Source organism: Acinetobacter seifertii, assembly GCF_000368065.1.
Lineage (GTDB): Bacteria > Pseudomonadota > Gammaproteobacteria > Pseudomonadales > Moraxellaceae > Acinetobacter > Acinetobacter seifertii.
Window position 1 is genome coordinate 1,586,997 of record NZ_KB851200.1, and the last position, 20,376, is coordinate 1,607,372.

Sequence of the window (20,376 nt, forward strand, 5' to 3'; positions counted from 1 at the left end):
AATAGCAGCGCCTACTTACAGACACTGCTCTAGCGATATTAAAAATTATTGGCCTACATCTAAAAACACATTCGGATTGACCGAGTCACCGTAAATTGGTTTCAAGGTTTCATCATAAATTTTCTTAATTTCACCACTTGTTCTGAGCTGTTTGATTTCAGTATTGAGCCAATTCAATAATTGGGTATTGCCCTTTTTAACTGCTGGTGCAATAAACTCTTGATCACCAATAGACTGAATACCAGCCACATAACTTGGGTTCTTCGCGGCCCACGCTAATGCATAAGTACTATCTTGTGAAATCGCGTCACCACGACCGTCGGTTAAGGCTTTAAAGGCATCCGAATTTCTTTCAAACTTAAGTAAATTTACTTTTGGATAATGCTTGGTAAAGTAGGTATCTGAACTTGTGCCTTTATTGACAATTAAAGTTTTACCTTCTAATTGAGCAATGTCGGTAATAGGCTTCGCTTTAGGTGAGACAATGCCAAAAGCACCTTTTAGATAGGGCTCGGCAAAATCGACAACCTCTTTACGTTCAGGCGTTACTGTAAATGTCGCGAATACAACATCAGCTCGATTTGATTTTAAAAACTCCACCCGATTTGAAGCTTCAGTCACAATAAATTCAACTTTCTTTTCATCACCAAGCAAGTCTTTAGTCACCCTTTTTGCTAAAGCAACATCAAAGCCCTGATTATTGCCAGCACTGTCTACAAAACCAAACGGCGGATCATCTGCAAAAACGGCAACTCGTAGCACCCCATTTTTTTTGATTTGCTCTAAAGAATGGTCTGCTTGAGCATTACTTGCCTGTTCAGTTGATGGCGTTTTACTACATGCAGATAACAACACTCCAGCAACAGCAAGACTGCTTAATATTTTTATTGAATTACGTTTAAACATTCACTTCCTCATGATTCGAATAATAAAAATTTAGTACGACAAAATATTTAAAAAGGCTTTGGCTCGTTCTGTTTTCGGCTGTTCAAAAAATTCTTCTGGTGAAGCCTGTTCAATAATTTTGCCTTTATCCATAAAAATAATGCGGTCGGCAACCTTGCGTGCAAAGGACATCTCATGTGTCACAATCAGCATCGTCATTCCTTCATTCGCTAACTTGAGTACCACATCGAGTACTTCCCTAACCATTTCCGGATCAAGTGCAGCGGTAATTTCATCAAGCAAAATAACTTTAGGTTGCATGACCAGTGAACGAACAATGGCTATACGTTGTTTTTGTCCACCAGAAAGTTGTCGTGGATAATCGAGTTTTCGCTCAAAAAGCCCCACTCGCTTTAACAATTCATCTGCTACTTGTTCAGCTTCATCACGGTGACGTTTTTGTACTTTGAGTGGTCCAAGCAAGATGTTGTCAATGACGTTCATATGCCCAAACAGCTCATAGTTCTGAAAAACCATGCCAATTTTTTGACGAGCATTAGTCCAGTCCACATCTTTACCGAGCACGCCTGAACCGGTTAAACGAATCTCACCACCCTGAATGGGTTCTAAGCCGTTAATACAGCGCAATAAAGTACTTTTACCGCAGCCCGATGGACCTAAAATAACAACTACCTCTCCTTGTTCTACATCCAGATCAATACCCTGTAAAATATGACTTTGTGCAAATGATTTCTGTAATTGTTGTATCGATAACAAAGGCATAATTACTCCCAGACCTTTTCTAAATGTGCCGCCAAACGAGATAAGGGATAGCAAATCAGAAAGTACAAAATAAAAATAAAGCCATAAATCCAAAGAGAAGCGCTCGGCACGGTCAACAGCGAATTTTCAATAATTTGCTGGCCGACTTTAATGACCTCAACCACTCCAATCAGGACTGCCAAAGAGCTGGTTTTCACCATTCGGGTAAATAAATTAATCGCGCCTGGTGTTACTCGTTTTAGACTTTGCGGAAAAATGACATAGACCAAGGCTTGAACATGGGTAAGTCCGAGCGCATAGGCCGAATCGCGTTGATGCTGATCAATTGAAGTAATAGCAGCACGAACCAAATCGCCCATTTCAGCAGTACCCCATAAAACAAACACAACAACGCACACCCACATTGCTGAAAACTGCCAGTTAAACCATGTCGCAAAGCCGAAATAAAACACGAATAGCAAAACTAAAATCGGAATGATTCGAATGGCTTCTAAATACAGACGGCATAGCGCTTTAACGACTATGTTTTTAGAGGTCATAATGACGCCGAAAACTGTGCCGAGAATTGCAGAGAAAAACACTGAAATAAATGCAATTTTTGCAGTTACCCAAAGTCCCCACATTAAACGTTCGAGGTGACTTGCTTGAAATAGATAATCAAGTTCCATGACTCACCTTCCGACTTCTGTGCTCCAGATAGCTGGTTAAAATAGACACGGGCAATAAAATGATTAGATAAGCCATGATGAGCAAAAATAAAGCTTCGGTAGTTTTATAGTCCATGCCAATTAAGTCTTTAGTGACAAAAAGCAGTTCAACGACAGCAATGGCACTAACCACAGAACTTTCTTTAATTAGAAATAGGCAATTTGCCCCTATTGCCGGAATTGAAATAGCTAGTGCTTGAGGAAAAATGACATATCTAAAAATTTGAATCGGTTGTAGACCAATACTTTTTGCAGAGTCAATCTGCCCTTTTGCCACAGACTGCAAGCCTGCTCGGAAGGCTTCGGCCATATAGCTTCCGCCTAAAAAGGTCAGTCCGATCACACCGCAAGTGAAACCATCGATTTTGATGCCAAGCTTTGGCAAACCGTAATACAAAAAGAACAGTTGAATTAATAAAGGGGTATTTCGAGATAACTCAATATAGAACTGGGCAATTCTATTTAGCACCCGCACGCGATATGTGATTAGAATGCTGCAAATTAGCCCTACAATAATTGCCAAAATAATGCTGATAATTGAAATCTTCAGCGTGGTCAAAATTGCAGAGAAAAATTGCGGCAACACACTATGGATATACTGCCAGTTCAAGGAAAATTCCAAAAAATAATATTAAAACGTTATAAATATTTAGCTTTCGTCAGCTATTAAATATTTGTGCAACGAGTTTATTTTTTTCCCAATTGGTCTAAAACTATTTTTATTAGATAAGCTTTTCTATAAGTTTGATAAATTCGATCTGACAATCGGAAACCTTCGAATCAGTTGAATACAACCGCTCAAAACATATTCACTCAAATAAATATGAATGATATAGCCAATAAAAAATCGGACACCAAGGCCCGATTTCTATTAAATAATCTTCAATTTATTTTTTACTTTCTAAGTACATCACCAATGCTTGGGTCTTTATCAAAAACCGATTTAGCATATGGGCAAAGCGGAATTACTTTTACGTCTTTTTCACGAACAAAAGCCACCAAAGCATCAAGTAATTGGCGGCCTACGCCTTGTCCGCGATAATTTTCGTTCACATCTGTGGCATCAATAATTAGCATGCTTTCGCCTGCCCATGTATAAGTCATTTCACCTGCAACGGTTTCACCATCAAGTAAGCTAAAGCTGCCGTGTTTTGTATCATCTTTTTGTTGAATATTCACAATGAATTCCTCGTATTACGACTCATATTTATTTAGAAATGACTTTGTATAATCTTTATCTATAAGAACAAATCTAAGTGTAAAAAAATAGCCTGTTTTTAGCAGCGAGTCTGTATGTTTTTTAAATACAATTCATGCATAAAACTCATAATTCTATTCGTAATTCAGTGTCTAATCCTCTCAAATCGTTACTGTTAAGCTCTGCGACCAGATTTTATTCATTTCATTTATGAAAATTCAATGGTTTTGAGATTGGAACTTTTATGTCTTCTTTTCATCAAATTGAGCAAAGCACATATGAACATTCAACACCTGCTTGGGGTGGCGTCTTTGTAATGTCGCTCTGCTGCGCAGTATTAATTGCATCTGAGTTCATGCCCGTAAGTTTACTCACCCCCATCTCTTCAGATTTAAATATGAGTGAAGGTCAAGTGGGTCAAGCAATCGCAATTTCTGGTATTTTTGCTGTGATGACCAGCCTGTCTATTAGTCGTGTATTTAAGGCATGGGACCGACGTCATATCATTTTATTACTCACCCTACTGATGATTGCCTCGGGCATAATCATTACATTTGCCCATTCTGCGGCTTTGTTTATGTTGGGCCGTGCAATCTTAGGCGTAGTGATTGGTGGTTTTTGGGCAATGTCGACATCAATTGTCATGCGACTCGTTCCTCCGCTTTCAGTACCTAAAGCACTCGGTTTATTAAATGGCGGAAATGCTCTAGCCACCACAATTGCAGCACCATTAGGAAGTTTTTTGGGTTCAATTATTGGCTGGCGTGGTGCTTTTTTCTGTATTGTCCCCATCGCGATTGTTGCACTTATTTGGCAATTTAAAAGTATGCCTTTTCTTCCTGCAATATTGTCGGCCGAGAAATCTAAAAATCCATTTGGTTTACTAAAACGCCCAATTGTACTTTATGGAATGATAGGAATTTTATTACTCTTTATGGGTCAATTTGCGCTATTTACCTATCTACGCCCATTTCTAGAAACTGTTACTCATGTCGATGCGACAATGCTATCCATTTTATTATTAATATTGGGTTTAGCAGGTTTAGTGGGTACATTTGTAATTAGTTTAATCCTCCACCAACATGTTTATCGTTATCTGATTCTTATTCCATTCATCATGGCAGTGATTGCTGGAGCTTTTATATTTGGTGGTGAGCATTTATGGTTTGTTGCTATATTGATGGGTTTATGGGGCTTTATTGGAACGTCGGCACCAGTTGCATGGAACACGTGGCTTGCCCAAACACTACATCAAGATGCCGAAATTGGTGGTGGTTTGATGGTCGCGATTATTCAATTTGCAATTACTCTAGGCGCAACTTTAGGTGGATTGTTATATGACTCACATGGCTATAGCGCCACGTTCTATATGAGTGCAACTATTTTGCTATTAGGCGCGATTACTGCTTTTCTCACATGGCGGAATGCTACTCACGTAACACATCAATAACCAACCGTAATGCAGGTGAAAGTTGTCTGCGATGTGGATAGTACAAATGGTATCCAGGAAACTGGATACTGTACTCTGCTAAAACTTGAATCAGCTTCCCCTCTTTTAAATCTTCTCGAATCAAATCTTCGGGAATATAAGCCAGTCCAAATCCAGCTCTAACCGCATCGACGATATCGTAGCTTTCATTAAATATCCATTGCCCCTGAATTTTAACTTTTGTTTCTTGACCATCTTTCACAAATTCCCACGCATACACGCTGCCTTGGGTCGTTAAACGATAGCCAATACATTGATGATTGATTAAATCTTTAGGGGTATTAGGAATTCCATATTGTTCAAAATATGCTGGTGTTGCTATTACCGCCATTTTGACATCTGGACTAATACGTACTGCAATCATGCCATCAGCTACGCGGCTTCCGAAACGAACGCCAGCATCAAAGCGCTCTGCCACAATATCGACCATCCCACTATTGGCAGTTAGTTCAACTTGTACATCTGGGTAATCACCAGCAATCTTTTTAAGTTTTGGAATCAGCACTTCCCGTATCGCATGGCTGCTAGCATTAATCCGAACTGTACCAGCGGGTTGGTCTCGAAATGAAGTTAAAAGGGATAATTCATTATCAATCTGATCGAAGCTAGCACTAATTGTTTGTTTCAACCTTTCGCCTGCTGCTGTAGGTGAAACACTACGTGTGGTTCTGGTCAGGAGCAACATTCCCAAACGTTCTTCTAAACCCCGAATCGTATGGCTTAGCGCAGATTGTGAAATTCCCATTTTCCCAGCAGCCTTAGTAAAACTACCCTCCCTTGCCACCATTAAAAAAGCATAAAGATCATTATAGTTTTCTTTATTTATCATCTGCTTTATCTCTTATTGGGGAGTCAACCTCATTATAAAGGATAAAACTATTCATGAATATTACTCATAAGTCCATGTTTGTTTTTTAGACTAATTATTAAAAAGAAGATTCGTTAAAATCCATATCAAGCAGTAAATCTGAAGATTTAAATAAACTGAGGCGATTATTATGAGTCATTTTATTATTGTAAAAAATTAATAAATTCCACTCATATCTTTACGTTAAAGAATAAATAGCTTCATTGCTTTTATGTGCTTTTTCTTAAAGAAGCGAGGTGAATTGATGTGGCTAGTTATAAGTTTTTCAAAGGCTTAGTCAGCCTATATGTTTTGTTCTCAGTAACTTCCGCTTCTTATGCAATAAAGCCTCAAGGTAAGAATCAACAAAGGGGATCGATGATGAAAATCCGTATTGATATTGATGGAACACAGCAACCGCTATTTGCCACATTAGCCATGTCACCTACTGTTGAAGATTTTGCCAAGCAGCTTCCACTGACATTAATGCTTAAAGATTATGACTCTACTGAAAAAATAGCTGATCTACCCACCAAGCTAACTACACAAAACGCGCCTCATGGATATACCGGAAACGCGGGTGATCTTACCTATTATGCTCCTTGGGGTAATCTGGCTTTTTTCTATAAAGATTCTCATGTTGGTTATGCCAATGGCCTCATTTTTCTCGGAAAACTAGATGCTATTCCCCAAGCATTCAAGCAAAAACAACAGATCAAAATTTCAATTTCACAAATCAAATAAGCATGCACCTACTCACCTATTCACATTGTTTAAATTGAGGTATTTATGAGTACATCTCCCTTATTTAAAAAGCTTAAAACCCATACGGCGGCTGCAATTTGTGCAGTAACTATTGGTCTATTTTCTTCAACTTCAGCTATGGCGGCCGATATGTCTAATGGTGCAAATAACTTTTATCAAAGTCAGCAAGTGACTATTCAAAAAGTGACTTTTAAAAATCAATACAATATGGATATTGTTGGCAATCTAGTTATTCCCAAAAATTTGAATAAAAAGACCAAAGCCTCTGCAATTATAATTGGCCACCCTATGGGGGCTGTAAAAGAACAAAGCTCTATGCTTTATGCACAAAAACTGGCTGAACAAGGTTTTGTGACCTTAGCAATTGATCAATCATTTTGGGGTGAAAGCGCGGGCCAACCAAGAAATGTGGTGGCACCAGACATTTATGCAGAAGCGTTTAGTGCCGCTGTAGATTATTTGGGAACACAATCTTTCATTGATCCTAATAATATTGGTGTATTAGGTATTTGTGGAAGTGGGAGTTTTGTCATTAGTGCAGCAAAAATTGATCCGCGTATGAAAGCGATAGCAACTGTCAGCATGTATGATATGGGCGCAGCAAACCGCAATGGCTTACGTCACTCACAAACCCTAGAGCAGAGAAAGCAAATTATTGCAGAAGCCGCTGCACAGCGTTATGTTGAGTTTAAAGGTGGTGAAACCAAATATACCAGCGGAACTACGCATGAGCTAACAGCAGATACACACCCTATTCAACGTGAATTTTACGACTTTTATCGTACTCCACGTGGAGAATACACGCCTAAAGGCTCATCGAGAGAGCTTACAACTCACCCAACGCTCACAAGTAATATCAAATTTTTAAACTTCTATCCATTTAACGATATTGAAACGATTTCACCACGTCCGATGTTGTTTATTACAGGTGATCAGGCTCATTCAAAGGAGTTTAGTGAAGAAGCTTATAAACTCGCAGGCCAACCTAAAGAACTTTACTACGTTAAAGGTGCTGGACATGTTGATTTATATGATCGGGGCGATCTCATTCCATTTAATAAATTAACCAGTTTCTTTAATCAAAACTTGAAGTAATACAGATGATAGAGGCTCAACACGGGCCTCTATTTTTAAATGAACTTAATGAAACTCTTGTACCAGACTATTAATATGCGCTACGGCAGCAGTTCGATTTTCAACACAAAGTTTTTCAAAAACATGCTCTAAATGCTTGTTTACCGTCCGTGGACTAAGCTCCAAGATTTCTGCAATATCTTTATTGGTTTTCCCTAACAACAACCAGTGCATGACTTCTGCTTCACGCTGAGTCAACTGCGGACAATATTTCAAAATATCATTCATTTCCAAAGCTGGCGTAGATGTCTTGATCTGAATAAGATAATTTTTAGCCACACTTGGCTCGGTCTCCCACGGCGTAAGTAATAAAAGCTGTAATTGCTGAGATGGCGTTGAATAAGAACAGCTGGTTAATTTTTTGGGGTCTTTTTCTTGCTCTAAGTCTGAAAACCAAGCTTTTAAGCCTGCTTCAAAGCCCTCTAACTCAGGTAAATATTGATTCAGTAAATCACTGGCTTTTTGAGTTTTCCACACAATTTTACCTTGAACATCTAGCGCAAGAATGGCTGTTTCCGTTGCATCAATCACCTGTTTTTGTTGCTGCAATAGTTTGGCATGTGCCAAATGTGTTTTTACCCTTGCTAATACTTCTTCAATATTCAGAGGCTTGGTTACATAGTCCACTCCTCCAACTTGAAAACCACGCACAATATGCTCTGTCTCAGACAAACCTGTCATAAAAATGACGGGAATAAACTGCGTAATTGGACTTGCTTTAAGCTGTATGCAACTTTCAAAACCGTCCATATGTGGCATATTGCCATCGAGCAAAATCATATCTGGTAAGCATCGATGAGCTATTTCAATTGCACTTAACCCATCGGTTGTGACAAGTACGCGATAACCGGCCTGATCCAGACTTTCATGTAGCAAGCCTAAATTTTCTGGCACATCATCCACAATCAGAATAACAGCCTGCTCGTTTGGCGAAGCTTGCTGAAAAGAAACATGTTGCGTACTCATTGCTTATCCTGAATCAATCGTTGCGCGTGTTTTAAATCAAACTTTTGAATAGCCTGTTCAAGCTGTTCCCATAACTCATCATGCTCTGGAAAATTTTGACGACATTGCGTTAAAGTCTGTTGAATTCCACGAATGTAGCCTTGTCCAATTAAATCATTTAATTGCTGCAAGCTTTGCGGTAAATCAAGCAGATCATTATTTTCAGGTTGTGTAATTGATGTATGAACAGTAGCTTGCTCTTGCTTAAACACCTTTACATCAAGTGCTTGAACTTCATTATTTTCAAGGTTTGCATCTGATTTGGAATCGATCCATATCAAACCTAACTTGTCTCCAATTTTACTCAGCAACAAATTAAGATCGATTGGTTTTAGCATAAAGTCTTCACTTAAGACTGCATCTTGTGGATTGACTTCACGCTCGCCTGCATTGGCTGAAATAATTAAGATCGGCACATTGGTAATATTATTCTGACGTAATAATCGCGCTGTTTCCCATCCACCCATCAAAGGCATATTTAAATCCATCAAAATCAGATTAGGCTGAAAAATAGGTACACGTCTTAAACAGTCAATGCCCGACTCTGCTTCTTCAATCATAAATCCCAAAGGTTTGAGAAAATTAGCAACTAAGCCTCGGTCCACCGCTTCATTATCGACAACCAAAATTCGTTTTCGTTCGCCTTGATAGCCTGTGATTTGGTTGGAGTAAACATTAGAAATTGGATGAACTACTTCTTTTGAAGGTAAATAAAACTTAATCTTAAACTGTGAACCCTGATTGAGCTGACTAGTCACAGATAGTTGGCCGCCGAGTAAATCGACCAACAATTTGACAATAGGTAGGCCTAGTCCTGTTCCGGTAAAGCCGCCTTGAACCACATTACTGCCCCGTTCAAACGGGTTAAAGATTCGCTCTAAATCTGCCTCGGCAATACCACAGCCCGTATCTCTAATTTCAAAATAAGCCGTTTGAAAACGATACTCGACCTTCAAGGTAATTGTGCCGTTCGTCGTAAATTTTAAAGCATTACCCAGTAAATTGATGAGTACTTGCTCTAAGCGTTTTTTGTCAGTACGAACATAGTGCGGTAGGTTCTCCCCAATTTCATAAACAAACTGTAAATTCTTCTGTTCAAACTGTGGCTGAAACATTTGAATAATCTGTTCTATAAAATTCGGGAAATGAACGTCCACTACATTTAAAGAAATTTTACCTGTTTCAATTCGTGCTAAATCTAATAAACCATCAATCAGTGAAGTCAAATGCTGCCCACTACGGCTAATCACCCCGAGCGCCATTTTGCCTTGTTCTGAAAGCTGCTCTTGTTTTTGAAGTAATTGGCTATAGCCCAAAATACTATTTAGAGGTGTTCTTAGTTCGTGGCTAATGCCAATGACATAACGGCTTTTTGCATCATTTGCTCGCTCTGCTGAAATTCTGGCATCTTGCAGGTCTTTTGAAGTGACTTCATGGGCAGCAATTTCATCAATCAATAATGCTGTTTGTTGGCGTGTTTCAATTTCAGCATTACGACGACTTTCATCGTTTAGTACTAACCACCATGCAGCAACACTCATCAATAAAAATAAAATGGTATAAATTTTCACAAACAGCGTAAATAACTGAGGAACGCCTGCCGCATTAATTGTTTCTAAATACGTTTTTTCTTGGATATAAACCAGACTTAAACTCACCGCCAAAACAATAGACAGCCCCAGAGTCAGCAATAGATACAAACTGACCCTGCTATTTAAACGACTCGCCCAACGTTCAGGTAAATACTGCCAAATGGCTTTTTTGAGTTGTACTGACCAGCGTGCATCAGGTTTACATAAATCGTGGCAGCGTGCTTCAAGTGAACAGCATAGAGAGCAAATCGTACCGTTATAGGCTGGACAACCCGCCATATCGGCAAGTTCATAGTCCCGTTCGCACACGACACAGTTAGCAACCGAAGTCGCCTGAATTTTTTCAGGTTGGCGTGCAATGTAATATTTGCCTTTGGTTAAGTAAGCAATAACAGGCACACATAACACCGCACTCCCCAAAGCAATGAAACTTGCTAAACCTTTCGCCATGAGTCCAAAAAAGCCCAAATAGCTAAGCATCGATAACACTGAGGCAATCAGTAAAGCACCCACACCTACGGGGTTAATGTCATATAAATAAGCACGGCGAAATTCAATTCCCTTTGGGCTTAGGCCTAAAGGCTTACAGATAATTAAATCGGCAACAACGGCGCCAATCCATGCCAAAGCGATATTGCTATATAGTCCCAAAATGCGTTCAACCGCATGGCTAATGCCCATTTCCATCAAAACAATAGCAATAAACACGTTAAAAAGAAGCCAGACAATTCGCCCCGGATGGCTATGAGTTAAACGGGCAAAAAAATTGGACCATGCCAATGAGCCAGCATAGGCATTGGTCATATTAATTTTAATTTGCGCCAAGCAAACCAGTGCTAGAGTCAATATTAACGCTAGCTGAGGGTTTGGAATAAATTGTTGATAGGCAGCCCAATACAGATAAGTTGGATTGTCTAGTTCAGAGACAGGAATAAACAGCTGAAAAGCCAACACCATCAGCAGCATGCCCATCAAAACTTTTAGAAATCCAAAAATAATCCAAGATGGACCACCTAAAAAAACGGCAAAACGCCATGCGGTTCTGTTCTTTTCTTGTTGGGGTAAGAAACGTAAATAGTCGGCTTGCTCACCAATTTGGATCACAAATGAAAAAATAAGAGTGCACGCCGCACCAAAGTAATACAGATTGAAATCGGTTGAGTTTGAAACCGCACCAACAAAATGCAGGCTACTACTTAAAATTTGTGGTTGTTTCCAAAGTACAAAAAACCACGGTAATAACAGCAATAAGAGCCAGATTGGCTGAGTGATTGCCTGAACTTTATTAATAAAACCAATGCCTTTGACCACCAAAGGTAAAATGACTAAGGCAGAAATTAAGTACCCGATAACTTGCGGGATACCTAAAGCAAGCTCAAGTGCCATCGCCATAATGGCAGCTTCAAACGCAAGCAAAATAAAGGTAAAGCTGGCATAAATTAGAGATGTAATGGTCGAGCCAATGTAGCCAAAACCTGCACCACGAGTAAGCAAATCGACGTCTACATTATATTTTGCGGCGTAGTAACTAATCGGCCAACTGGTTAAGAATATGATGGTACATACGACAATTGCTGCCCATACTGCATTGCTAAAGCCATACTGCCAAAGCATGGTCGCCCCAATGGCTTCCATAGCCAAAAAGCTAACGGTCGAAATTGCGGTGTTGGTAACCGTCCAAGGTGACCATTTTCTTACTGAGGTAGGTGCATAGCGGAGCGCATAATCTTCGATACTTTCATCTGCCACCCAAATATTATATTCACGGCGTGTTTTGATCACACGTTGTGGCGCTTGTTGGGGGCGTGAAGAATCTGGCATAACACTCATGTTTTGGATGGGGCTGCATTAAATCCAGCAATCCTTATGCCAAAAGTTATTTATCATGGCGATTTTCTCGAATACGCACATATACGCAAAATAACGTATTTTCAATTTTTCCCAAAAATCACACACTCAAAACCATCAAAAAACAATGATCAATATTTGTGTTGATTGACCGAAAATGATTGGGAGATTGATGTTATGAGTGTATCTGAACATCCAAATCTGGACACTGTGCAAGGTACAGATTCACAAAAAGCCGTGAATGAAACCTTAGAAGATTATACTTTACGTTATGCTCCACACAGCTTTCGGCGCTGGAGCCCCAAAGTTGTCGCTATTACTGCACTTGGTGGTATTGCCTATCTTGCTGACTTTTCTATTGGCGCCAGTATTGGTATGTCTTACGGAACAACCAATGCTGTTTTCTCCATTTTATTTGCAGCGATTATTATCTTCTTAACCGGCATTCCTTTAGCCTACTACGCAGCACGCTATAACATCGACCTTGACTTGATTACCCGCGGTGCAGGTTTTGGTTATATCGGATCAGTTCTTACTAGTATCATTTTTGCCAGTTTCACATTTATTTTCTTTGCCCTTGAAGGTTCAATCATGGCGCAAGGGTTATTGCTCGGTTTAGGCATTCCGCTTTGGGCTGGTTACCTCATCTCAACCATTATGGTGATTCCACTGGTGATTTACGGCATGAAAGCCTTGAGTAAATTACAAGTTTGGACTACCCCACTTTGGCTCATTCTGATGATTGGTCCTGTGGCCTACTTGATTTATCAAGAACCAACCTTAGTTAGCCAATTTGCTACTTTTACAGGTAAAGAAGGTTTTGCAACTGTAGACATGGCAGCAATCATGTTAGGTGCTGGTATTTGTTTATCGTTAATCATGCAAATTGGTGAACAAATTGATTACTTACGTTTCATGCCTGCAAAAACAAAAGAAAACAGCAAAGCATGGTGGGCAGCCGTTATTTCAGCAGGTCCGGGTTGGGTAATTTTAGGGGCAATCAAACAAATTATTGGGGCATTTTTAGGATTCTATTTACTTACTAAAATACCGGGCGTAAACAGCACTGAACCTGTTCAACAGTTTAATGCAGCGTTTCATGACATGCTTCCGGGTTGGGCTGCTTTAACACTTGCAGTGATTTTGGTGGTTATTTCTCAAATTAAAATTAATGTGACCAATGCTTACTCTGGTTCCCTTGCATGGACAAGTGCCTACACACGTATTAGCAAACATTATCCGGGTCGTATTGTCTTTGTGATGGTGAACTTAGCAATTGCGCTTGCTTTAATGGAAGGCAACATGTTTGCGGTACTAGGTAAAATCTTAGGGTTCTATTCAAACTTTGCGATTGCATGGGTTGTAGTTGTTGCAACAGACATTTCAATCAACAAATATGTTTTAAAACTTTCACCGAAAGAACCAGAATATCGCCGTGACATGCTCTACAACGTAAACCCTGTCGGTATGGTTGCGTTCCTTGTATCAGCTGGCCTATCAATTGCAGCATTCTTTGGCTTGCTTGGTAGTTTCTTGGCGCCTTACTCACCGCTTATCGCACTTGTACTTGCCTTTGTATTAACACCAATCATGGGCTTATTAACCAAAGGAAAATACTACATCAAGTCACACGATGACGGCATTAAAGAACCACGTTACGATGCTGAAGGTACACCTGTAGCAACTGTTTATCACTGCCGTGTATGTGAGCAAGGTTATGAGCGTCCAGATATTATGTTCTCTCACAAACATAACGGCACGATCTGTTCTTTGTGTAAAACACTCGATGCTTAAATACTCTCGAAACTAAAAAAGAAGCTTTAAAGCTTCTTTTTTTATATCTGATGATTCTTAGCCAATCGGAAATAAACGTTCAGGTACTACATCTTTCATCACAATGGTTGAGATGAGTCGTTGCACACTTGGAATAGCTGATAATTTTTCATCGTACAAACGCTGAAAAGCCGGTAAATCTTTAGCCACCACATGCAACAAGTAATCTGGCTCACCAAACAAACGCTGAGCCTGAATAATTTGCGGGATGTCTATCACAGCATTTTCAAACTTCTCGACGGCCTGTTTATCGCCTTCTTTAAGCGTAATAAAAACAATCGCTGAAAATTCAAAACCGACTAAATTCGGATCGAGCTCTGCCCGATAGCCTTTAATAGCTCCCGACTCCTCTAAAGCCTTCACTCGTCTGTGACAAGGTGAAATGCTCAAACCGACTTTTTCTGCCAATTCGGTGATAGATAATCGGCCATTTAATTGCAATTCAGCAAGAATCTTTTTATCTGTGCGATCCATTTAGAAAAATTTACCCCAAATGAGTGTGATATGAGCAAACATTTAAAAGCACATTCTAAATACATGAGCATATTATTTTCAACAAGCTCGAATAAATAGGGATTTTTTCTAAACCACGAGCGAAACCTTTGGAAAATAGTTTGCCGAGATAAGCATATGGCTTTTAACATTTTTATTGCATTTTGGAGTGTCTCCATTCTTTTTATTATTACGCCAGGGGCAGACTGGGCCTATGCCATTTCGGCAGGCATTAAAGGTAAAGTCGTTGTACCAGCTGTTGCAGGTATGCTATTTGGGCACTTTATTACAATTTTATTAGTAGCGGCTGGTGTTGGGCTGCTTGTAGCAAATAATCCAACTGCACTCATGATCCTAACAATTGCAGGTTCTGCTTATTTGTTATGGATGGGAATAAACTTATTACTTACCCCTCCTACTCCAAATCAGTCTGGTTCTGAAAAGGCTCAGTCATGGTTGAGCTGGGCTACCAAAGGCGTTTATGTGAGTGGCTTAAACCCGAAAGTTTTTTTACTTTTTTTAGCGCTGCTTCCTCAATTTATTGACACTACTGCTTCATGGTCAGTGACAACACAAATTCTTGCCTTTGGTGTTGTCCACATGATTAGCTGCGCGATTATTTACTTAATGGTAGGTTATGGTTCAGAAGCTATTTTGAAAACCAGACCACAGGCAGCACAGTTAGTCGGCCGTTTTTCAGGTGGTTTGATGGTCGTTATCGCAACGTGCTTATTGATCGGGCAAATTTAAAAGTCATTCAACGAAAAGTTACTGACTCACTTTTCGGGTCAGCAACTTGAATAGTAAAATATAAGAAAAATTTATCTCATTCGTTTGAGGTTATAAGTCACCACTCCCCAAATAACCAGTTCTTGCCCCTCTTCAATATAAATATTTTGATAATCAGGGTTTTCTGCTTTTAGCCAAACTTTAGGCGGCTTAAATTGACTATCAATCATTAAGCGCTTAACGGTGAAATCATTGTCGATGAGTGCAATCACAATATCACCCGATTTAGCAGGAATACTACGGTCCACAATAAGCGGATCATTAATATCAATTCCAGCATCTAACATAGACAACGAATTGGCTTTGACAATAAAGGTGGCATTTTCATTTCTAATTAAATATTCATTTAAATCGAGCGCTTGCTCAATATCATCTTGTGCTGGTGATGGGAAACCCGCAGCAACACGCTCTGTTGCCAAAGGAATCTGATAAATTCTATCGTTGTTTGGATGAACCTGTTGTATTTTTAGTTTTGAACTAAAATCTGTCTGGTTATCAGTTTTGACATTATTCAGTAACCAATTTTTGATAAAGTTGACTTGAGATTCAGGAACACGAATCACTTTGGTGGGTTCATTGAACTGTGCTTTACGACCAGCATTTTCCCGTGCACCGCCATGCTCGAATTCTTTTTTCTTTGGCATACCGCCTCCATCTCACCGTTCAAATCCTACACAAACAATGTAACTTGAAAAAGTTACATTTTCAAGTTGACGAAATATTTTTTTTGCATAACAATAAATCTCATGATCAGATTTTAATCCATTTTTCTTTTAACAGGGATGCTAAAACGAAAATGGCAATTTGAAGAAAATCAAAACCTATTGTGAAATAGTCCTTATTACTGACTGTTTTGATTTTTATCAAATGAAATTCTGGATACTTAAATATGAGTTAGATTCAGTTTTTGGTATGGAGACATGCGAAATGAAAAATCAACGTGATGCAGTTTTAGGTTATGCAAATGAGCAACATGCTTACTTTATCCGTCTTATTGAAAATGATGCGGTATTAGGTGAAAGCTATGGAATTTTCTGTGAAAATCCGGAAAGTGAAGCAGCCGAAAGTATTATGACGACACTATTTTTAAAGAAATCTTTTTGGTTAAATGGCTCAGAATTTACAGATATTGTAAAAGGCCTACACCCTCTTACTCACTCATAAGTTTATAAAAATTATAAAAATAGAGGAGGCATAATGCCTCCTCTATTCTCAAAAACTATCTGCTTAAGACGTAAAACGTCCAGAGGCATCGCGTTTTTGATTACCACATTATTGTCGTAGTTAAGGCCGCAATTTCATTTAGTTAAAAAATTAACTTTCAGGGCTTTTTTATTTAAGCCGGTACGTGTGCGGCTATTTGTTCTCGTGACCAAACACGATGAGCTTTAATCAGATTTTTAAATTTTTCAGCAATATGCTGGAATTCATCTTCTATTAAAGTTCCTTCATCTGCAACTAAACCAAGTGGCTCAAGCAAATCAGATTTATTACCTAAAAATGCAATTGGTTTTAAATGCTTATAAGCTTCGAGTACATAATGGCGTGCTACCCCATCTTGCATCACTGCATTTAAATTATCGCCATCTGGAACAATCACCGCATCATAAGCAATTGAAGGTTCAGCCATTTGCATGCCATCAGCCACAATAACGTTATCTTTATGGTCTTTTACCGGAGCCAAACTCGGCGCTAGTAAATGAACAACCACACCTTCTTTAATTGCCCAATTTTTAATAGCTTCAAGTGTATCTGACTTCACAAGATTATGAATAAGTACAGCAACTTTTCTACCTTGAATATCCTCAGGTGGGAAAGCTAAAAGAGATAACTTGGCGGATTTTTCAATTGCTGTTTTCTTATAATCTAAGGTTAAGTCAGGCACTTCAATACCTAGGTTCGCACCGACTTGACGTGCCAAATCGAGGTCAATATTTGCCAAAATTTGTTGAACTTGGCGCTCACGAATATACTTTCTTTGAACTTTACTTAACTCAAAAGTATAGGCATCGACCACGTGTTTTTGCTCATGCGGTGCAAGGCTTTTGTAATAAAGTCGAGGCTGTGAAAAATAGTCAGAGAATGTCTCACTTCTTTGACGAAGTTTATGTCCACTAATTTTTTCAGGATAACTTTCAAAACCACCATTTGATGCTGCTGGCGGTGTCTCAACTGGCCAATTTCCATCAATTGAGTTTGGTTGATATGAGGCTTGGCCTTTATGGATGGTATGTTGATGAATGCCATCACGTTGATTGTTATGGAATGGGCACACTGGTTTATTAATCGGAATTTGGTGGAAGTTTGGTCCACCTAAACGGCTTAATTGGGTATCTGTATATGAAAATAAACGTGCTTGTAAAAGTGGGTCATCCGTAAAATCGATACCAGGTACTACATGGCCCGGACAGAAAGCCACCTGCTCTGTTTCAGCAAAGAAGTTATCGACATTTCTATTTAAAACAAATCGGCCAATTGGCGTAACAGGAACTAATTCTTCAGGAATAATTTTGGTTGGGTCCAATAAATCGAAGTCAAAGTTCATTTCATCATCTTCTTCAACAATCTGCACGCCGAGTTCCCATTCTGGATAAAAACCTTGCTCAATTGCTTCATAAAGATCACGACGGTGGAAATCAGGGTCTTTACCCGCAAGTTTCTGAGCTTCATCCCATACCAATGCACTCAAACCTTGTTTTGGTGTCCAGTGAAATTTCACGAAATGTGATTTACCTTCGGCATTAATTAGACGGAAGGTATGCACACCAAACCCTTGAATTGAACGTAAATTACGTGGAATCGCACGGTCTGACATTGCCCAAATTACCGCATGTGCTGACTCAGGAACCAAGGACACAAAATCCCAGAAAGTATCATGCGCAGTTGCCCCTGTTGGCATTTCTGTATCGGGTTCAGGTTTTACTGCATGGACAAAGTCCGGAAACTTAATACCATCTTGCACAAAAAAGACAGGTGCGTTATTACCCACTAAGTCAAAGTTACCTTCTTGGGTATAAAACTTAATGGCAAAACCGCGAATATCACGGACAGTGTCAGCTGAACCACGCGGCCCTTGCACTGTTGAAAAGCGTACAAAAATAGGCGTCTGAATGGTTGGGTCTGTTAAGAACCCAGCTTTGGTCAAACGTTCATTTCCTTCATATGCCTGAAAATAACCATGTGCCCCTACACCACGTGCATGCACAATACGCTCAGGTATACGCTCATGGTCAAAGTGGGTGATTTTTTCTCTTAAAATGAAATCTTCCAATAAAGTTGAGCCACGAATACCCGCTCTTAAGCTATTTTGGTTATCCGCTATTTTAACCCCCTGATTGGTGGTTAATGCCTCATTGGTTGCATCATCTCTTACGGTGTCTAACTGTTCAGTTTTCTGGGTAGTATTGGCTTTATTTGCTGCATCGGGGCCAGCCATTTCACTTGTTTTATTAGTTAATTTAGTTTTGTCGTTCATGTCCATTACCTATGTTTTGAAAGTTAAACTTGGGGTTGAAGTTGAAAACGTTTATCAAACTAGTTTTTAAACGTACCTAAATAAGGAAAAAGAAGTTCTACGTATTTACGAGTACTCCAAAGACCAATACTTTTATGATGAGAATCGGGGGCTAGAAATGGGGTAAGTTTGCATATTTTTATTGCAAGATCGCTTGATTGCAGCACGCGCTCTTGCAGTGCATCAAGCTCACCATCAGAGATATAGCTAAATAAATAGTCCTGAATACGCTGGCTATTTTTTAGTTCTCTGCTGTATGCCAAGAAGTTAGAAGAATGATCACTACCAGCAATCCAGTCATGAATAATTTGGCGCTCTACAGGGTTAAACACCCCAAACATTTTTCCATTTTCTTCATTAATCATCCGCCAGAACACGCTCTGTTCAGGGCCGGTATTAAACTTAATCCATTTCTGTTCAGTTAAATGAGTGATTAAACCTGCAATATCATCAGGGTTTGATAACCATTGATTAATGGTTTTACAGCCAAACTGTCTGGTTTCGTTATGAATGAGCTGCCCGACAAGTGCCTTTCTTTTCAAAATTTTATGAACAAAGTCTTCAAGACTTAAATTCTTGATAATATTTGAGGAAGATTCACCACTGCTATTCAAGGCAAAACCCTGTTTTAACTTGGTAAAGAAAAGCTCTTTATCTCTGTATTTGTTGTAAATATCTTCAATAACTTTAATGGCTTTATGGGCATGGCCATTGTCAATGTTATCAATGGTGATATGTAGATTAAAATATTTAGAATCAATGCCTAATTCAGCAAGCTCATAATTTGAAATTAAAAGATGCAGTGGAAGCTGTTCATATCCTAAATTAAAACCGACCATCTCTGGAATAAACTCAGGCGGTGCATACCCTAGTGCTAGCTGAACGACTGCTTGATGATAGTATTCGTCTTCTAAAAGCAAATCGAAGCTGTCGAGTCCGAGACTGCGTAAAAGGTCATCATAAATACAGACATGGTTCGCTTTCGGTTCACCTAAACCAAGTTCTTCCAAATAAGTAATAATGAGCTCATGAAAGACTGGATCATTCCAATAATGCACTGAGCTATATAACCATGCACCATCGACCTTTTTAGTCGGCGATACTTTTATGAGAAATTCAAACGCCTGAGCAACATTCTGAAAATACTCTCTATCTTGACCAGCTTGTCTACGGTTTAAATATGCCTGAAATTCCTGACAATTTTTTTTATTATCGTTCTCACACCATGTTTTAATCGAATTGATATCTGAAGGAAAATCTATTTCCTCTATCTCTAATTTTTCAATCTCTTTAATCAGAAAATCTCTTGCCTTTTTCTCTTTCTCAAAACTTGAAACATCAGGATCAAGAAAAAAAACAAACAATTCATAATAATTTTTTTGATTATCTTGTAATAAGTCTAATAATCTTTCTTTCACTACAACAGGCATTTTCATTCTCCGTTTGTGAGATATCAATTACCATACGTCACCCGAATTATAATCAAGTATTAAGT

At 39.1% G+C, this 20,376-nt stretch carries 19 protein-coding genes; 7 read left to right on the plus strand and 12 right to left on the minus strand.

Annotated elements, in window-relative coordinates; genetic code table 11:
- Positions 1-45 precede the first annotated feature (45 nt).
- From F985_RS14955 to F985_RS14970, 4 genes are read right to left on the minus strand one after another with little or no spacing between them, the layout of a single operon-like run.
- Positions 46-906: a transporter substrate-binding domain-containing protein gene (locus tag F985_RS14955; RefSeq protein ID WP_004702307.1), complete on the minus strand. Its 861-nt coding sequence runs from the start codon at positions 904-906 to the stop codon at positions 46-48.
- 30 nt (positions 907-936) lie between these two features.
- Positions 937-1,668 carry an amino acid ABC transporter ATP-binding protein gene (locus F985_RS14960; protein WP_001130360.1) on the minus strand — a complete coding sequence of 244 codons (732 nt, stop codon included), beginning with the start codon at positions 1,666-1,668 and terminating at the stop codon, positions 937-939.
- Between the two features lie 2 nt (positions 1,669-1,670).
- Positions 1,671-2,336, minus strand: coding sequence for an amino acid ABC transporter permease (locus tag F985_RS14965; protein WP_004702309.1), 666 nt, complete (start codon positions 2,334-2,336; stop codon positions 1,671-1,673).
- Positions 2,326-2,985, minus strand: a complete 660-nt coding sequence (locus F985_RS14970) for an amino acid ABC transporter permease (RefSeq protein ID WP_004702311.1) — start codon at positions 2,983-2,985, stop codon at positions 2,326-2,328. Before F985_RS14970 ends, F985_RS14965 begins: the two co-directional genes overlap by 11 nt.
- Before the next feature lie 64 nt (positions 2,986-3,049).
- Here F985_RS14970 and F985_RS25260 point away from each other — a divergent pair, with 64 nt between their 5' ends.
- A complete protein-coding gene (locus F985_RS25260) occupies positions 3,050-3,163 on the plus strand; it encodes a hypothetical protein (RefSeq protein WP_081401303.1) in 114 nt (37 codons plus the stop codon).
- A 106-nt stretch (positions 3,164-3,269) separates the two neighbouring features.
- Here F985_RS25260 and F985_RS14975 read toward each other — a convergent pair whose 3' ends face one another.
- A complete protein-coding gene (locus F985_RS14975) occupies positions 3,270-3,554 on the minus strand; it encodes a GNAT family N-acetyltransferase (RefSeq protein ID WP_001025680.1) in 285 nt (94 codons plus the stop codon).
- Positions 3,555-3,817: 263 nt separating this feature from the next.
- Between F985_RS14975 and F985_RS14980 the strand changes: the two genes are divergently transcribed.
- Entirely contained in the window at positions 3,818-5,023 is a 1,206-nt protein-coding gene (locus F985_RS14980) for an MFS transporter (RefSeq protein ID WP_004702313.1), read from the plus strand.
- On the opposite strand, the gene F985_RS14985 is transcribed toward F985_RS14980, so the two are convergent.
- A complete protein-coding gene (locus tag F985_RS14985; protein WP_004702314.1) occupies positions 5,001-5,891 on the minus strand; it encodes a LysR family transcriptional regulator in 891 nt (296 codons plus the stop codon). The genes F985_RS14980 and F985_RS14985 overlap by 23 nt on opposite strands.
- Before the next feature lie 285 nt (positions 5,892-6,176).
- On the opposite strand from F985_RS14985, the gene F985_RS14990 reads away from it, so the two are divergent.
- Both F985_RS14990 and F985_RS14995 read left to right on the plus strand, forming a co-directional pair.
- On the plus strand, positions 6,177-6,653 hold the full coding sequence (locus F985_RS14990) for a cyclophilin-like fold protein (protein ID WP_004702315.1): 477 nt from the start codon (positions 6,177-6,179) through the stop codon (positions 6,651-6,653).
- 45 nt (positions 6,654-6,698) lie between these two features.
- Entirely contained in the window at positions 6,699-7,769 is a 1,071-nt protein-coding gene (locus F985_RS14995) for an alpha/beta hydrolase (RefSeq protein ID WP_004702316.1), read from the plus strand.
- A 45-nt stretch (positions 7,770-7,814) separates the two neighbouring features.
- Here F985_RS14995 and F985_RS15000 read toward each other — a convergent pair whose 3' ends face one another.
- Positions 7,815-8,774 carry a response regulator transcription factor gene (locus tag F985_RS15000; RefSeq protein WP_004702317.1) on the minus strand — a complete coding sequence of 320 codons (960 nt, stop codon included), beginning with the start codon at positions 8,772-8,774 and terminating at the stop codon, positions 7,815-7,817.
- Positions 8,771-12,235 carry a hybrid sensor histidine kinase/response regulator gene (locus tag F985_RS15005; RefSeq protein ID WP_004702318.1) on the minus strand — a complete coding sequence of 1,155 codons (3,465 nt, stop codon included), beginning with the start codon at positions 12,233-12,235 and terminating at the stop codon, positions 8,771-8,773. Before F985_RS15005 ends, F985_RS15000 begins: the two co-directional genes overlap by 4 nt.
- A gap of 195 nt (positions 12,236-12,430) precedes the next feature.
- Here F985_RS15005 and F985_RS15010 point away from each other — a divergent pair, with 195 nt between their 5' ends.
- On the plus strand, positions 12,431-14,047 hold the full coding sequence (locus tag F985_RS15010; RefSeq protein WP_004702319.1) for a purine-cytosine permease family protein: 1,617 nt from the start codon (positions 12,431-12,433) through the stop codon (positions 14,045-14,047).
- A gap of 57 nt (positions 14,048-14,104) precedes the next feature.
- Here F985_RS15010 and F985_RS15015 read toward each other — a convergent pair whose 3' ends face one another.
- Complete coding sequence (locus tag F985_RS15015; protein WP_000376211.1) at positions 14,105-14,560, minus strand: Lrp/AsnC family transcriptional regulator; 456 nt, start codon at positions 14,558-14,560, stop codon at positions 14,105-14,107.
- 156 nt (positions 14,561-14,716) lie between these two features.
- Between F985_RS15015 and F985_RS15020 the strand changes: the two genes are divergently transcribed.
- The gene (locus F985_RS15020) at positions 14,717-15,328 is read left to right on the plus strand and encodes a LysE family translocator (protein ID WP_004702320.1); all 612 of its coding nucleotides are present in this window, start codon (positions 14,717-14,719) and stop codon (positions 15,326-15,328) included.
- Between the two features lie 71 nt (positions 15,329-15,399).
- Here F985_RS15020 and F985_RS15025 read toward each other — a convergent pair whose 3' ends face one another.
- Entirely contained in the window at positions 15,400-16,011 is a 612-nt protein-coding gene (locus F985_RS15025; RefSeq protein WP_004702322.1) for a LexA family protein, read from the minus strand.
- Positions 16,012-16,294: 283 nt separating this feature from the next.
- Between F985_RS15025 and F985_RS15030 the strand changes: the two genes are divergently transcribed.
- A complete protein-coding gene (locus tag F985_RS15030) occupies positions 16,295-16,531 on the plus strand; it encodes a hypothetical protein (protein WP_004702323.1) in 237 nt (78 codons plus the stop codon).
- A 172-nt stretch (positions 16,532-16,703) separates the two neighbouring features.
- On the opposite strand, the gene katE is transcribed toward F985_RS15030, so the two are convergent.
- Together katE and F985_RS15040 are read right to left on the minus strand one after the other, a co-directional pair.
- A complete protein-coding gene (katE, locus tag F985_RS15035; protein WP_081401304.1) occupies positions 16,704-18,848 on the minus strand; it encodes a catalase HPII in 2,145 nt (714 codons plus the stop codon).
- A 53-nt stretch (positions 18,849-18,901) separates the two neighbouring features.
- On the minus strand, positions 18,902-20,311 hold the full coding sequence (locus F985_RS15040; protein ID WP_004702327.1) for an iron-containing redox enzyme family protein: 1,410 nt from the start codon (positions 20,309-20,311) through the stop codon (positions 18,902-18,904).
- Between the last annotated feature and the right edge of the window lie 65 nt (positions 20,312-20,376).